The following is a 15,190-nucleotide window of genomic DNA, read 5'->3' as shown; positions in this document are numbered from 1 at the left end:
GGGACGGGCTCGGTCGTGGTGGCGGTCGGGGTCGGCGTCGTGGGCTCGTCCGACGGCGTGGTCGTCGGGGTCACCGGCGGCTCGGGCGCCCCGGGCTCGGTCGGCTCGGGCTCGGGAGCGACGGGCAGGTCGGGTGCATCAGGCGCATCGGGCACGGTCACATCAGGCGCATCGGGCACCACGACCGGGGGCACCACGACCGGCGGCAGGACGATCGTTGCCGTGACGGTCGGGACCTTGGGCTTGGGCAGGCAGGTCCCCAGGTCGGTGCCGGGCAGCGGCACCCACACCTGGCCGGGCGGGCACGGCCTCGGCCCAGACGGGGTGGGTGTCGAGGTGGAGCGGGTGGGCGTGGGGTCCGCGTCCGTGGTGGTCGGTCGGGGCACGGTGGGCCGAGGCGTGCGGGTCCGGGTCGGGTCCGTGGTGGGGCGCGGTCGGGGCTCGTCCGGCACCGTCGTCGGTCGCTGGGGCCGCGCGGTGCGGCCAGGGGTGCTGGGGACGCTGGGCGCGGGCACCGTGACCGTGGCGCCGGGCGAGGTGAGCAGCGGTGGGATCGTGGTGGGCGACGAGGGGCTCGGCGGCGAGGGCGACGTCGAGGGCGGGGCCGTGGTCGACGGAGCGGGCGAGGAGGGCGACGTGGTGGCGCTCGGCCCCGGAGCCGGGACGGCGATCCCCGAGCAGGACTCGCCGCACGCGACGAGCTTGGCCCGCAGCTCGGTGGTGCCCTTGTCGACGGTGCTCTGCAGGGCGGCGAGCTCGCCCAGCGCCTCGGCCGGGACCTTCTGCCGCAGCGTCTGCAGCTGGGGCTGGACCCAGCTCGTGAACTCCTGGACGACCCGCAGGTGGTCGGGCTCCCGCGTGTCGTCGAAGGCCGCGAACAGCTCGGTCTGGCCGGACTCGACCGACGCGGCCGCGTCGCTCAAGGACGTGCGGATGTCGTCGGCGACCTGCGGCGTCCGATCGGCGAGGGCGCCCGCGTCGGCGACGTGCTCGCGGGCGTGCGACAGCAGTGTCCGGCCCTGGGCTCCGTCGGACCCCGCGAGACGGACCTCGAGGCCGTCGACGACCCCGCGGACGGCATACAGCGCGTCCCCGGGGAGAGCCCCCTGGGCCGCGACGCCGAGGCCGGTGCCGGCCACGACGACGCCCGCGGCAGCGCCGGCGAGGACCTTGGGCCAGGTGCCGTGGATCGTGAGGACGGACGGCTGGGAGACCGGCGCGGGGGCGGACGTCGGCGGGGAGGCCGCGACCGCCGCCGCCTCGGTGCGCAGGGTGGCGGCCAGTCCGGAGACGAACGACGGGTTGGGCCCGGGGATCGGCACGGAAGCGACCTGCTGGGTCAGGCTCAGCAGGTCGGACATCGCGGGGGAGGGTGGTGTCGTGCCTTGGAGCATGGCTTCGAAGGCGTCGGCGTCAGCGCGGGACACGAAGTCGTCGATGAAGCTCACCATGGCACCCCTCCTCTCCTCAGTGTCTGGGTCTGGCTCTGCGTATGGGACTGCGTCTGCGTCTGGGTGTGCTGGTCCGCCATGCTCAACGAGCGAGCGGGCCGTAGGTTACGGGAACCGTCACAGGTCTTCGCCCTCCAGCGCCCGCTGCAGCGCCCGCACGGCCCGGAGCTGCAGCTGCTTGACGGCGTTCTCCTTCTTGCCCATGACCTCGGCGGTCTCGGCGAGGGACAGCCCCTGGACGAAGCGCAGCGTCACGCACTCCGCCTGCTCGGGGCGCAGCTGGGCGACGGCCTGCAGGAGCCGCTCGTCGCGCATCCGCTGGAGCACCTCGCCCTCGGGCGCCTCGACCTCGGTGTCGGCGTCCCGCATGTCCTCGGTGGTCACCTCGAGCCGGAAACGCGAGGACTTGGCGTGGTCGTTGACGACGTTGCGGGCGATCGTGACGAACCACGCCGCGATGTCCTTGCCCTGCCAGGTGAACCCCGACAGGTTGCGCAGCGCCTTGATGAAAGTCTCGCTGGTCAGGTCCTGGGCGGTGTGGACCGACCCCACGCGCACGTAGATGTAGCGGTAGACCACCTGGACGTAGCGCTGGTAGAGCTGCCCGAACGCGTCCTGGTCGCCGCCCTGCGCGAGGACCACGAGGGCGCGCACCCGCTCCAGCTCGTCGGGGTCCGGGCCGCTCCCACCGGAGGACGACCCGCCCCCGGTGCCGGATCCGCCCGGCGGGTCCGACAGCGCCAGCCACAGCAGGCTCAGGTCGACGGTGACCGACGCAGACACGGCGCCCCCCGCGTGCGGGTGGGCGCCGAGGAGGGCGGAGAGTCGCGTGGTCACCCGTAGGAGAGTGTCGCGATGCCGCGCCGTCGCGATGGTCTTGATAGGTCCTCCTGGCCCGAGCGACTCCCATTGCAGCACATGCCGCCTGCCAGGGACGAGCGCGCCGGGCCGGAACGTGCCGGCGCGTCCGCCCCGCGCGCACCGGCACCCGTAGAGTCGGCACCGTGCACACCGACCTCACCAGCGCCCGCGTCGTCCTGCTCGGCCGCCCCGGCTGCCACCTGTGCGACGTCGCCCGCGCGACGATCCACGAGGTCGCCGGGGAGAGCGGGGCGAGCGTCGCGGAGTACTCCATCGACGACGACCCCGACCTGCGGGAGCGCTACGCCGAGCAGATCCCCGTGGTCTTCGTCGACGGGCGCCAGCACGACTACTGGAGGGTCGATCCCGCACGCCTGCGACGGGCGCTCGGGTGACGGCCGCACCGTCCTTTTGGGTGCCCGCCAGGCCGGGGCATACCCTGGACAACGGTGCCTACCCGCCGGACGGGGCGGGCAGAAGGGAGCCCCAGGGGCTGTGAAGGTCGAGGTCGCCGAGCGTCGTGAGCTGTCCGACGCCACCGTGCTCCGGCTACCCCTGTATCTCGAGGCGGTGGCCGCGCTCGCTGCGCGGGGGGTGGGCAGCGTCTCCTCCGAGGAGCTCGCCGCCTCCGCCCACGTCAGCTCGGCCATGCTGCGCAAGGACCTGTCCCAGATCGGTTCGCTCGGCGTGCGCGGCGTCGGCTACGACACCGCGGTGCTGACCGACCAGCTCGTGTCGGTCCTGGGCCGCGACGAGGTGCGTCCGGTGGTCATCGTGGGGATGGGCCGGCTCGGCCAGGCCCTCGCCTCCCACGGCGGCTTCGACGGCGACGGCTTCGAGGTGGTCGGGCTCTTCGACCACGACCCGCAGGTCGTCGGCGGCTCCGTGCTCGGCCTCGTGGTCCAGGACGTGACCGACCTCACCGACGCGGTCTCCCGGCACGGCTCCCGCGTCATCGGCGTGGTCGCGACCCCCGCGTCGGCCGCTCAGCAGGTCGCGGACCTGCTCGTGGCCGCCGACGTCCGCGCCATCCTCAACTTCGCCCCCACGACCCTGCAGGTCCCGTCGACCACGGACGTGCGGGCCGTCGACCTGTCGTCCGAGCTTCGTCTGCTCGCCCACCGCTCGCGGACCTCGCCCGCGTCGGCCCTCGGAGGTGCCCCCGCGTGACCCTGCTCGTCATCGGCCTGTCTCACCGCAGCGCCCCCATCGACCTGCTCGAGCGCACGACGCTCGGCGACGACCGTGCCCAGACCCTGCGGTCCGTCCTCGCGACGAGCCAGCAGGTGCGGGAGGCGCTCGTCGTGACGACCTGCAACCGCACCGAGGTCTACGCCGACGTGCTCACCTTCCACGGCGGGGTGGGCGAGATCGGCCAGGCGATCGCCGACGTGACCGAGGTCGACGCCCTGGTGCTGCGCGACCACCTCTACGTCCACCACGAGGACCGGGCGGTCTCCCACGCCTTCTCGGTGGCCTGCGGCCTGGACTCCATGGCGATCGGCGAGAGCCAGATCCTCGGCCAGATGCGCTCGGCCCTGCGCGCGGCCCAGTCGCGCGAGGAGGTCGGGCCCGAGCTCAACGCGTTGTTCCAGCGGGCCCTGCGCGTCGGCAAGCGCGCCCACACCGAGACCGAGCTCGACGACGTGTCCCTGTCGCTGGTCAGCGCCGGGCTGGAGGAGGCCGAGCGACACGTCGGTCCGCTGACCGAGCGGTCCGTGCTCGTCATCGGTGCCGGGGCCATGAGCGCCCTGTCCGTCGCCACGCTCACGCGGTCCGGGGCCGCCGAGGTGATCATCGCCAACCGCACCCAGGCCAAGGCCGAGCACCTGGCCCGCGCGTATGCCGCGCGCACCGTCCCCTGGGCCGAGCGCGTGGAGGCGCTCGCCTCCGCGGACGTGGTCGTGACCTGCACGGGCGCGTCCGGTCGCATCGTCGGCCGGGAGCTGGCCGAGCAGGTCGCCGCCGCCCGCCACCACCGCCCGCAGGCCTACGTCGACCTGGCCCTGCCCCTCGACGTCGACCCAGCCGTGAGCGAGGTCGCGGGCGTGCAGGTCGTGGGCCTCTCCCGCCTCGGCGAGCTCATGGCGCGCGACGGCATGGTCCCCGCCCAGGTCCAGCAGGTGCGCGACCTGGTCGTGGAGGAGGTCGCGGCATACCTCGCGGCTCGCCGCGTCCAGGCGGTGGCCCCGACGCTGACGGCGCTGCGCTCGCGCGCCCGCTCGGTCGTCGATGCCGAGCTCGAGCGACTCGACACCCGCACCCCGGACATGGACGAGGCCACCCGCAAGCAGGTCGCCCTGACGGTCCACCGCGTGGTCGAGAAGATCCTGCACACTCCCACCGTGCGGGTGAAGGAGATGGCCGACAAGGACGTGACCGGCAGCTACGCCGAGGCGCTGCACCGGCTCTTCGACCTGGACCCGCACACCGTGGCTGCCGTGTCGGCCGCCAACGTCGAACCCGCCGTGGAGATCGGTCACGCAGATGCCTGAGCAGCAGATCGTCCGCCTGGGGACCCGCCGCAGCGCCCTCGCCACCACCCAGTCCGGGTGGGTCGCCGAGCGGCTGCGCGAGCTGGGCCTGCAGGTCGAGCTCGTCGAGATCACGACCGAGGGCGACGTCAGCGCCGCCCCCCTGACCACGATCGGCGGCACCGGGGTCTTCGCCTCGGCGATCCGCGAGGCGCTGCTCGACGGTCGGGTCGACTGCGCCGTCCACTCGCTCAAGGACCTGCCCTCCGCCCCCGAGCCCGGCCTCGTCATCGCCGCCGTGCCCCGTCGCGAGGACCCCCGTGACGCCCTCTGCGCCCGGGACGGCCTGACCCTCGCCGAGCTGCCGCCCGGGTCGGTCGTGGGCACGGGCTCGCCCCGCCGCGCCGCCCAGATCGCCGCGCTCGGCCTCGGGGTCGAGCTCGTCCCCATCCGCGGCAACGTCGACACCCGCCTGCAGCACGTCCGCGACGGACGGTGCGACGCCGTGGTCCTCGCCATGGCCGGCCTGTCCCGGCTGGGGCTGGTGGACGTGGTCAGCGAGGCTCTCGACACCGTGCAGGTGCTGCCCGCCGCGGGGCAGGGAGCCCTCGCGCTCGAGTGCCGCGAGGACCACCCCCTGCGCGAGGTCTTCGCCCGCATCGAGGACGCCGAGACCCGCGCCTGCGTCGAGGCCGAGCGGGGTCTGCTCGCCCGGCTCGAGGCGGGGTGCACCGCGCCCGTCGGAGCGTTGGCCGAGGTGGTCGAGTCCGAGGACGGGCTGGAGCTGTCCCTGCGGGCGTTCGTCGGGAGCCCCGACGGGTCCGACGGGCTGCGTCGGTCCCTCACCGGGTCGTGGACCGAGCCCCGTGACCTCGGTCACCGCCTCGCCGAGCTGCTCCTCGAGGACGGCGCCGCCGGACTCGCCGGGGTGGGGAGCGGACTTGGCAGCCCGACCGGGGTGGGCCAGACTGCCCCCCAGAGCACCGATCCCCTGGCGTAGGAGCACCCCACGATGCGCAAGGCCTCGAGCACCGGCAGGACCACCGGGAGGCACGGCCCCGTGCCCGCACCCCGGGCGGCGACGGGGGAGCGTGCGCACGTCGCCTTCGTGGGGGCCGGTCCGGGGGATCCCGGCCTGCTCACGCTGCGGGCGGCCGAGCTCCTGGGCCAGGCCCGCATCGTCCTGCTGGACCGTCCTGACGACGTCGAGGTGGTGCGTCGCCACTGCCGCGAGGACGTCGACGTGGTGCCCCTCGTCCCGGTCGGCCGCGTCGACCCGGCTGCGACGACGCCCGACGGCCCAGCGCCGTCCGGGCCGGCGGGCTCGCTGGCGCTGCAACGACTCCTCGACGCGGTGGGCCGCCTCGGGGGGAGCGGCCTGGTCGTGCGGCTCATGAGCGGCGACCCGGGCGTGTTCTCTGGTCTCGAGGCCGAGTGCCGCGCCCTGAGCGAGGCCGACGTCCCCTACGAGGTCGTTCCGGGCGTCTCCAGCCTCCTGGCCGTTCCGCTGTATGCCGGGATCCCGCTCACCTCCCAGGACTCCCCGCGGCTGCACGTGTGCGACGCGGCCCTGCCGCAGGACCTCGAGGCGTCCGCCGCCGAGGACGTCACGGTGGTGATGTCCGGGACCCCCGGACGGCTGGTCGAGCAGCTCAGCACCCTCCTGGACGCCGGTCGCGCCCCCGAGACGCCCGTCGCGCTGACCGAGCACGGCACCACCGCGCACCAGCACACGAGCGCGACCACTCTGGGCGACGCCGCGCACGTCCTCGACCACGCCGACGAGGACCAGGAGCTGCTGGCCGTCATCGGCCGCACGGTGGAGCTGCGCGGCACCATGAGCTGGTTCGAGACGCGGCCGCTGATCGGCTGGAACGTCCTCGTCCCCCGCACCAAGGAGCAGGCGACCGGCGTCGTCGACCGGCTCGCGTCATACGGCGCGACCGCCACCGTGGTCCCGACCATCGGCATCGAGCCGCCCCGCACCCCGCAGCAGATGGACAAGGCCATCACCGGCCTGGTGACCGGGCGCTACGAGTGGATCGGCTTCACCTCGGTCAACGCCGTCCGCGCCGTGCGCGAGAAGTTCACGGAGTACGGCCTGGACACGCGGTCCTTCGCCGGCCTGCGGATCGCGGCCGTCGGCGGCACCACGGCCGCGGCCCTGCGCGAGTGGGGTCTCGTGCCCGACCTCGTCCCGAGCGGGGAGCAGTCGGCCGCGGGGCTGCTCGAGGAGTGGCCGCCCTACGACGTGCTCCTCGACCCGATCAACCGCGTCTTCCTGCCGCGCGCCGACATCGCCACCGACACCCTCGTGGCCGGGCTGCAGGACATGGGCTGGGAGGTCGAGGACGTCACGGCCTACCGCACCGTGCGCGCCTCACCGCCGCCCGCCGAGGTGCGCGAGGCCATCAAGACCGGCCAGTTCGACGCCGTGCTGTTCACCTCGAGCTCCACCGTCCGCAACCTCGTCGGCATCGCCGGCAAGCCGCACCGCGCCACGGTCGTGGCCTGCATCGGTCCCGCGACGGCGCGCACCGCCGAGGAGCACGGCCTGCACGTCGACGTCCTCGCCCCCGAGGCCAGCGCCGACGCCCTGGTCGACGCGCTCGCCGACCACGGACACACGCTCGCTCGGGCGTCCTACGACGCCGGCGACCCCATCGTGCTGCCCAGCAAGCGCCGTCGGCGCCGCCGCAGCTGAGCACCGCCGGCGCACCACCACCTCGCGTCCACGACCGCACCACACGACCGCACCACCCGACCTCTGCTGGAGACACCCTTGAGCTACCCGCTCCACCGCCCCCGCCGCCTGCGCCAGAGCCCGGCCGTCCGCCGGCTCGTGGCCCAGACCCGCCTCCACCCGGCCCAGTTCATCCTGCCGGTGTTCGTCAAGGAGGGGGCGACCGAGCCGACACCCATCGGATCCATGCCCGGCGTGGTGCAGCACTCCCTCGACACCCTCGAGCAGGCGGCGCGCGAGGCGGTCGCGGCCGGGGTCGGCGGGATCATGGTCTTCGGGGTCCCCACCAGCAAGGACGCCGTGGGGTCCGGCGCGACCGACCCGGACGGCATCCTCAACGTTGCCCTGCGCCGCCTGGCCGACACGGTCGGGGACGAGCTCGTCGTCATGGCCGACCTGTGCCTCGACGAGTTCACCGACCACGGGCACTGCGGGGTCCTCGACGCCCGCGGCGGTGTCGACAACGACGCCACCCTGGAGCGCTACGCCGCGATGGGCCTGGCCCAGGCCGAGGCGGGCGCCACCGTGCTCGGGCTCTCCGGGATGATGGACGGCCAGGTCGGGCACGTGCGCCGAGCCCTCGACGAGGCCGGCCACACCGACACGATCGTGCTGGCCTACGCCGCCAAGTACGCCTCCGGCTTCTACGGCCCCTTCCGCGAGGCCGTCTCCAGCTCGCTGCAGGGCGACCGCGCGACCTACCAGCAGGACCCGGCCAACTTCACCGAGTCGCTGCGCGAGACCCGCCTCGACATCGAGGAGGGCGCCGACATGGTCATGGTCAAGCCCGCGCTGCCCTACCTCGACGTGCTGGCCGCCGTCGCGGCCGAGTCCACGGTGCCCGTCTCGGCCTACCAGGTGTCGGGGGAGTACGCCCAGATCGAGGCCGCCGCGGCCCACGGGTGGATCGACCGCGACCGCGTCGCGCTGGAGGCCCTGACGAGCATCCACCGCGCCGGTGCGCAGCAGATCCTCACCTATTACGCAAGCTCGGCAGCACGTTGGCTGAACTAGTCGTTACGCTGGGTGCTTGTCGGTGCCCCGAATGACGGCACCCAGGGGAACGAGGGTCTTGTGACGGACGACGTGCGGTGGTTGAGCCCGACGGAGCAGGTGTCGTGGCGGGCCTACCTGCGTGGGCAGCGCCTGCTCGAGGTCGCCCTCGACCGTGACCTGCAGACCCACGGCGTCTCGCTGTCGGAGTACGAGATCCTGTCCATGCTGTCCGAGCAGCCCGGACGCCGGGAGCGCATGTCCGAGCTGGCCGCCCTCGTGGTCCAGTCGCGGTCCCGCCTCACCCACACCGCCAACCGCCTCGAGCGACGCGGCTGGGTCCAGCGGCACCCGGTCCCCGGCGACGGGCGCGGCGTCGAGCTGGTCCTGACCGACGCCGGCGTCGAGGCCGTGGTCGAGATGGCCCCCGTCCACGTCGAGAGCGTGCGCCGCCACTGGCTGGACGCCCTGTCGCCCGAGCTCGTGCAGGCGCTCGGCGACGCCATGACCCGGGTCCGTGACGACAACGGCACCTCGCAGCAGCAGCGGGCCGAGGTCGCCCGCGTCTGCGGCGACTGACGAGCACGGGTTCGACCCGCGCCCGGCCGGGCTGAGAGACTGAGCCGCATGACCACCCAGCCCCCGTCATACCCGTCTGCCGCTCCCGCCTCCGAGGCGTGGTTCGAGCGGGCGAGCGCCGTGATCCCCGGCGGGGTCAACTCCCCGGTCCGGGCCTTCCGATCCGTCGGTGGGACACCGCGGTTCATGGCGAGCGCGACCGGTCCCTATCTCACCGACGTGGACGGCCGGGAGTATGTCGACCTGGTGTGCTCCTGGGGGCCGATGATCCTCGGGCACCAGCACCCCACCGTGCTGGAGGCCGTGCACGAGGCCTCGCACAAGGGCTTCAGCTTCGGCACGCCCAGCGAGAACGAGGTGCTGCTCGCCGAGGCGATCGTCAACCGGGTCGACCCGGTCGAGCAGGTGCGCCTGGTGTCCAGCGGCACCGAGGCCACGATGAGCGCGCTGCGCCTCGCGCGGGGCTTCACCGGCCGCTCGGCGGTCGTGAAGTTCGCCGGGTGCTACCACGGCCACGTCGACGCGCTGCTGGCGCACGCGGGCAGCGGCGTCGCGACCTTCGCCCTGCCGGACTCCGCGGGCGTCCCGGCCAGCTCGGCCGGCGAGACGATCGTGCTGCCCTACAACGACGTCCGCGCCCTCGAGGAGGCCTTCGCGCGCCGCGGCGACGAGATCGCTGCCGTCATCACCGAGGCCGCCCCGGGCAACATGGGGATGGTCCCGCCGGCGCCCGGCTTCACCGCCGCCCTGCGCCGGACGACCCGCGAGCACGGCGCGCTCCTCATCAGCGACGAGGTCATGACGGGCTTCCGCGCCTCGGCCGCCGGGTGGTACGGCCTCGAGGGCCCGACCGTCCACGGCGCCCCCGACCTGTTCACCTTCGGCAAGGTCATGGGCGGCGGTTTCCCGGCCGCGGCCTTCGGCGGGCGCCGGGACGTGATGGAGCACCTCGCGCCCAACGGCCCCGTCTACCAGGCCGGCACCCTGTCGGGGAACCCCGTGGCCACCGCCGCCGGCCTCGCCACGCTGCGCGGCTGCACGCCCGCGGTCTACGAGCGCCTCGAGCACGCGGCGCACGCGATCGCCGACGGCGTGGCCGCCGAGCTGGCCGCCGCCGGGGTGGCCCACACGATCCAGTGGGCCGGCTCGATGTTCTCCGTCTTCTTCCGCGAGGGCCCGGTGCTGTCCTACGCGGACGCGCAGGGCCAGGACACCGCCGCGTTCGGACGCTTCTTCCACAGCATGCTGCGCCAGGGCGTCCACCTGCCCCCGAGCGCCTACGAGTGCTGGTTCGTCAGCGCCGCCCACGACGACGCCGCGGTCGACCGCGTCCTCGCGGCCCTGCCGGCCGCTGCCAGGGCGGCCTCAGCCGACGATGCTACGATGGGAGCGTGACGAGCAGCATGACCGCGACGGCCCGCACGATCGTGCACGTGATGCGTCACGGCGAGGTCTACAACCCCGCCAAGATCCTCTACGGACGCCTGCCCGACTACCACCTGTCCGACCTCGGTCGGCAGATGGCCGACCTGGTGGCCGAGTCGCTCGAGGGTCGCGACGTCGCCCTCGTCGTCGCCTCGCCGCTGGAGCGCGCGCAGGAGACCGCCCGGCCCGTGGCCGAGCACTTCGACACCCCGATCCTCACGGACAGCCGGCTCATCGAGGCCGGCAACCACTTCGAGGGCCGCCGGTTCGGCCACGGCGCGGGGTCGCTGCGGCGCCCCGCCAACTGGTGGCTCGTCCGAAACCCCTTCACCCCATCCTGGGGAGAGCCCTACCGCGCCATCGCCCGCCGCATGGAGGCGGCCGTGGACGCGGCCCGCCAGCATGCGCCCGGCCGCGAGATCGTGCTCGTCTCCCACCAGCTGCCCGTCTGGACGCTGCGCCGCCACCTCGAGGGTCGCCCCCTGTGGCACGACCCGCGACGCCGGCAGTGCAGCCTGGCCAGCCTCACGAGCCTGCACTACGACGGCGACCGCCTCACCTCGATCGTCTACAGCGAGCCCGCGGGCGCGCTCCTGCAGGTCGCCGAGCCCACGGTGGGGGCATGACGCAGGTCCGACGCACGCTCTGCGCCGCGCTCGCGGCGGTCGCGATCGGCATACCGCTCGCCGGCTGCTCCGACGACGCGGGCTCGATCAACGCCCAGGCCCGCTCCGGTGACCAGAAGGGCTACATCTCCGGCGACGGCACCATCGAGCGGCTGACCGCGGCCCAGCGCAAGGAGCCGGTGGCGCTGCAGGGCACGACCCTCGACGGTGCCTCCTGGTCCGTCGCGCAGCAGCGCGGCCACGTCGTCGTCCTCAACCTCTGGGCCTCGTGGTGCCCGCCCTGCGTCGAGGAGCAGCCGCGGCTCAACGCCCTGCACGCCGCCGTCCGCAAGACCCACCCCGACGCGGTCTTCATGGGCGTGCACGCGGGCCGCGAGTCCTCCGACAACGCCCGCGACTTCGCGCGTGCCCGTCAGGTGCCCTATCCCACGCTGGCCTTCGACGGCCAGACCGTGCTGGCGCTGCAGGGCAAGGCGCCCTCGCCGCCGACCACGCTCGTGCTGGACAAGCAGGGGCGCATCGCGGCCCGGGTGCTCGGCGCCATCACGTCCGAGCGCACCGTGCAGGACCTCGTCGACGACGTCGCCAAGGAAGCCGGGTGATCGCCGGCGTCACCGACGTCATCGCCGAGGGCACCCTCCCGCTCGCGGCGTGCGTCGCGCTGCTCGCCGGCGCCGCGTCCTTCCTGTCGCCGTGCGTGCTCCCGCTCGTGCCCGGCTTCCTCGGCTACGTCACGGGGCTCGGTGACACGCGCCTCGAGGACCGCCGCACCAGCCGCATGCTCGCGGGCACGCTGCTCTTCGTCCTCGGCTTCACCGTCGTCTTCGTGCCGCTCGTGATCCTCGTCGTCACCTCGGTCTCCACCCTGCTGCGCGAGCACCGGGAGGTCCTCGAGCGGGTCGGTGGCGTCGTCGTCGTGCTGCTCGCCCTCGTCTTCGCCGGGATGGGGACCCAGCGCCAGGTCAAGGTCGGCTGGCGACCCGCGGCCGGTATGGCGGGAGCCCCCCTCCTCGGCGCGGCCTTCGCGCTCGGCTGGACCCCCTGCATCGGCCCCACGCTCGGTGCCGTCATGGCGCTCGGCAGCCCCCTGGACGACTCCGCCACCGGGCCGCTGGCGCGCGGCGCCGTGCTGGGCGTGGCCTACTGCCTCGGTCTCGGCCTGCCGTTCCTGCTGCTGGCCGGTGGCTACGGCCGGCTCTCGGGCACCTGGACCGCGCTGCGCCGCCACCAGCGGGCGCTGCAGCTCGCCGGGGCCGGCCTGCTCCTCGTCCTCGGCCTGCTCATGGTCCTGGGGCTGTGGCAGCCCCTGGTCGCGGGCCTGCAGACGCGGCTCACCGAGCTCGTCGGGAACCCGGTCCTCTGATGCCCGCCACCTCCTCCCACACGCGTGACCGCGCCACCGGCGGCGGCGGCGCTGGCGACGGCGCCGACATCACCCAGCCTCGGCTCGGCCCGATCGGCTGGCTGCGCTGGGCCTGGCGCCAGCTCACCAGCATGCGCACCGCGCTGCTGCTCCTGCTGCTGCTGGCCCTCGCCGCCGTCCCGGGCTCGGTCTTCCCCCAACGCGACATCGACCCGGTCAAGACCCGCGACTACCTCGAGCAGCACAAGACCCTCGGCCCCTGGATGGACCGCGTCGGGCTGTTCGACGTCTACGCCTCGCCGTGGTTCGCCGCGATCTACCTGCTGCTGTTCATCTCCCTCGTCGGCTGCGTCGTGCCCCGCCTGCGCCTGCTGTGGCGCGAGCTGCGCGCCGCACCGCCGCGAGCCCCTCGTGTCCTCGACCGGATGCCGGAGCACCGCGTCGTGGAGCTCGGCGACGTCGAGCCGGAGCGCGCGCTCGCGGCGGCCCGCGAGGTGCTGCGGAGCCGGCGCTACCGGGTCCGCGCCGCCGACGCGGCGGCCACGGGTGGGGCGGGGCGGTCGGCATACGGCTCGGTCTCGGGAGAGCGCGGCTATCTGCGCGAGGTGGGCAACCTGCTGTTCCACGTCGCCCTGCTCGTCGTCATCGTGGGCGTGGCCCTCGGCCACCTGCTCGGCTGGCGCGTCGACGCGATCGTGCCCGAGGGGGAGACCTTCGCCAACACGACCAGCCAGCACGACACCTTCACCAAGGGGCCGTGGGTCGACGAGGAGTCCCTGCCGCCCTTCACCGTCCGCGTGGACCAGATGCGCGTGGCCTTCGAGACCACGCTCAAGGGCAAGCAGTTCGGGCAGCCGCGGTCCTTCGAGGCCGACGTGACCACCCGGGACACGCCCGGGGCCGCCGAGCGCCGCCGCAAGCTCGAGGTCAACGAGCCGCTGAGCTTCGGGCAGTCCTCGGTCTACCTGCTCGGCAACGGCTACGCCCCGGTCATCACCGTCAAGGACGCGCAGGGTCGTCAGGTCTACAAGCAGGCCACCGTGTTCCGCCCGCAGGACAACAACTACACGTCCACCGGCGCGGTCAAGGTCTCGGCGCTGCCCCCCGGCGAGCAGCTCGGCTTCCTCGGGCTGTTCGCCCCGACCATCTCCGACGAGGCGCTGCGCGCGATGCCCCAGTCGGACTTCCCGGCGCCGGTAGCGCCCGGCCTGCTGCTCGAGCTGTGGGAGGGCGACCTGTTCCCCGGCGGTCGGCCGCAGTCCGTCTACACGCTCGACACCCAGGCGATGAAGCAGCCGACGCTGGAGAGCGGCCTGCCCGTGCGCCTCGCGCTGCGTCCCGGTGAGACCCAGACCCTGCCGGGCGGCCGCGGGACGGTGACCTTCGAGGGCGTGCAGCGCTTCGCCGGGCTGTCGGTGCGCTACGACCCGGGCAAGCCCGTGGCCCTGCTCGGCGCGGTACTCGTGCTCGTCGGCCTGGTGCTGTCCCTCGTCGTGCGGCGCCGACGCGCCTTCGTGCGGGTCGGCGAGCGCGATGGACGTACCCTGCTGGAGGTGGCCGGTCTCGCCAAGAACGACGACCCCCGCCTGGGGGAGGCCGTCGACGACCTCACCGAGCAGCTCTGCGAGCGACTCGGGCTGACCCCGCCCGCCCGGTCCACGAAGGAGAACGCACGATGACCAACGAAGCCCTCGCGGGCTACTCCAACCTCGCGGTCTACTCCGCGCTCGTCGTGCTGGGCATCGCGTTCCTCGCCTTCGCCGTCGACCTGGCGGGCACCCGCAGCCGCGCGCTCGCGGGCCGGTCGGGCGCCTCGGGCGAGGGCCGTATGTCGGCCGCCTCCGGCGGCACGGACACCCTCGTCCGGGGTGACGCCCCCGCCGTGGTGCAGGCCGACGAGGGTCCGTCTCGTCGCCAGGCCGCCGGCATCGGGATCGCCCTGTCGCGGCTCGCGTCGCTGCTGCTCGTGGCGGCCGTGGTGATGCGGGCGCTGTCGGTGTCGCGGGCTCCCTGGGGCAACCTCTACGAGTACCTCCTCACCGCGGCGGCCGCCGTCAGCGTGGTCTACGTCGTGATGTCGCTGCGCCGGGACGTGCGCTGGCTCGGGGTCTTCCTCACCGCGCTGCTGATGCTCATCCTCGGGCCCGCCCTCACCGTCTACACCGAGGCGGGGCAGCTCATGCCCTCGCTGCGGTCCTACTGGCTGGTCGTGCACGTGTCGATCGCCATCATCGCCACCGCGATCTTCGCCATCGGCGCGGCGCTCAGCGCGCTCTACCTCGTGCAGGAGTCGAGCGAGCGTCGCCAGGCGGCGCAGGCCCGGCTCTCGGGGTGGCGCCAGACGCTGCTCGCGGCCCTGCCGCCGTCGCGGACGCTGGACCGGATGGCCTACGGGCTGCACGTGGTCGCGTTCCCGCTGTGGACGTTCACCGTCATCGCCGGCGCCGTCTGGGCCGAGAAGGCCTGGGGACGCTACTGGGGCTGGGACCCCAAGGAGGTCTGGTCCTTCATCATCTGGGTGGTCTACGCGGCCTACCTGCACGCCCGCGCCACGACCGGCATGAAGGTCCGCACCGCCACCTGGATCGCGATCGCCGGGTTCCTCTGCATCGCCATGAACTCCTTCGTGGTCAACAAGTTCATGTCCGGCATGCACTCCTACTCGGGGATGTGAT

14 protein-coding genes and 1 pseudogene are annotated in these 15,190 nt (G+C 73.9%); 13 read left to right on the top strand and 2 right to left on the bottom strand.

What is annotated here, in order from left to right; translation table 11 throughout:
• Together B2P18_RS15565 and B2P18_RS15560 are read right to left on the bottom strand one after the other, a co-directional pair.
• Positions 1-1,451: pseudogene (locus B2P18_RS15565) on the bottom strand (DUF5667 domain-containing protein); the annotation flags it as partial.
• A gap of 117 nt (positions 1,452-1,568) precedes the next feature.
• Complete coding sequence (locus B2P18_RS15560; RefSeq protein ID WP_029211328.1) at positions 1,569-2,288, bottom strand: sigma-70 family RNA polymerase sigma factor; 720 nt, start codon at positions 2,286-2,288, stop codon at positions 1,569-1,571.
• A gap of 167 nt (positions 2,289-2,455) precedes the next feature.
• Between B2P18_RS15560 and B2P18_RS15555 the strand changes: the two genes are divergently transcribed.
• The 13 genes from B2P18_RS15555 (at position 2,456) to ccsB (ending at position 15,189) form a co-directional block, all read left to right on the top strand.
• A complete protein-coding gene (locus tag B2P18_RS15555) occupies positions 2,456-2,707 on the top strand; it encodes a glutaredoxin family protein (protein ID WP_029211327.1) in 252 nt (83 codons plus the stop codon).
• Between the two features lie 100 nt (positions 2,708-2,807).
• Complete coding sequence (locus tag B2P18_RS15550; protein WP_286961486.1) at positions 2,808-3,482, top strand: redox-sensing transcriptional repressor Rex; 675 nt, start codon at positions 2,808-2,810, stop codon at positions 3,480-3,482.
• Complete coding sequence (locus B2P18_RS15545; protein ID WP_286961485.1) at positions 3,479-4,807, top strand: glutamyl-tRNA reductase; 1,329 nt, start codon at positions 3,479-3,481, stop codon at positions 4,805-4,807. Before B2P18_RS15550 ends, B2P18_RS15545 begins: the two co-directional genes overlap by 4 nt.
• Entirely contained in the window at positions 4,800-5,786 is a 987-nt protein-coding gene (hemC, locus tag B2P18_RS15540) for a hydroxymethylbilane synthase (protein ID WP_019286461.1), read from the top strand. The genes B2P18_RS15545 and hemC overlap by 8 nt, the downstream gene beginning before the upstream one ends.
• Before the next feature lie 12 nt (positions 5,787-5,798).
• A complete protein-coding gene (locus B2P18_RS15535; protein WP_313715412.1) occupies positions 5,799-7,490 on the top strand; it encodes a bifunctional uroporphyrinogen-III C-methyltransferase/uroporphyrinogen-III synthase in 1,692 nt (563 codons plus the stop codon).
• Between the two features lie 78 nt (positions 7,491-7,568).
• The gene (hemB, locus tag B2P18_RS15530) at positions 7,569-8,543 is read left to right on the top strand and encodes a porphobilinogen synthase (RefSeq protein WP_286961483.1); all 975 of its coding nucleotides are present in this window, start codon (positions 7,569-7,571) and stop codon (positions 8,541-8,543) included.
• A gap of 60 nt (positions 8,544-8,603) precedes the next feature.
• On the top strand, positions 8,604-9,101 hold the full coding sequence (locus B2P18_RS15525; RefSeq protein ID WP_019286457.1) for a MarR family winged helix-turn-helix transcriptional regulator: 498 nt from the start codon (positions 8,604-8,606) through the stop codon (positions 9,099-9,101).
• 48 nt (positions 9,102-9,149) lie between these two features.
• Positions 9,150-10,496 (top strand): glutamate-1-semialdehyde 2,1-aminomutase, encoded by a 1,347-nt coding sequence (gene hemL, locus B2P18_RS15520; RefSeq protein WP_029211320.1) that lies wholly within the window; start codon positions 9,150-9,152, stop codon positions 10,494-10,496.
• A gap of 8 nt (positions 10,497-10,504) precedes the next feature.
• Positions 10,505-11,152 carry a histidine phosphatase family protein gene (locus B2P18_RS15515; protein ID WP_286961490.1) on the top strand — a complete coding sequence of 216 codons (648 nt, stop codon included), beginning with the start codon at positions 10,505-10,507 and terminating at the stop codon, positions 11,150-11,152.
• Positions 11,149-11,754: a TlpA family protein disulfide reductase gene (locus B2P18_RS15510; RefSeq protein ID WP_286961202.1), complete on the top strand. Its 606-nt coding sequence runs from the start codon at positions 11,149-11,151 to the stop codon at positions 11,752-11,754. The genes B2P18_RS15515 and B2P18_RS15510 overlap by 4 nt, the downstream gene beginning before the upstream one ends.
• Complete coding sequence (locus tag B2P18_RS15505; RefSeq protein WP_029211317.1) at positions 11,751-12,515, top strand: cytochrome c biogenesis CcdA family protein; 765 nt, start codon at positions 11,751-11,753, stop codon at positions 12,513-12,515. Before B2P18_RS15510 ends, B2P18_RS15505 begins: the two co-directional genes overlap by 4 nt.
• Entirely contained in the window at positions 12,515-14,194 is a 1,680-nt protein-coding gene (gene resB, locus B2P18_RS15500) for a cytochrome c biogenesis protein ResB (RefSeq protein ID WP_286961482.1), read from the top strand. The genes B2P18_RS15505 and resB overlap by 1 nt, the downstream gene beginning before the upstream one ends.
• Positions 14,191-15,189: a c-type cytochrome biogenesis protein CcsB gene (gene ccsB, locus B2P18_RS15495; RefSeq protein WP_029211315.1), complete on the top strand. Its 999-nt coding sequence runs from the start codon at positions 14,191-14,193 to the stop codon at positions 15,187-15,189. Before resB ends, ccsB begins: the two co-directional genes overlap by 4 nt.
• The last annotated feature ends 1 nt before the right edge of the window (position 15,190 follow it).

The sequence above is a fragment of the Arsenicicoccus sp. UBA2120 genome (assembly GCF_002330965.1).
Taxonomy (GTDB): Bacteria; Actinomycetota; Actinomycetes; order Actinomycetales; family Dermatophilaceae; genus Arsenicicoccus; species Arsenicicoccus bolidensis.
This window is presented reverse-complemented; position numbering and strand designations above follow the sequence as displayed.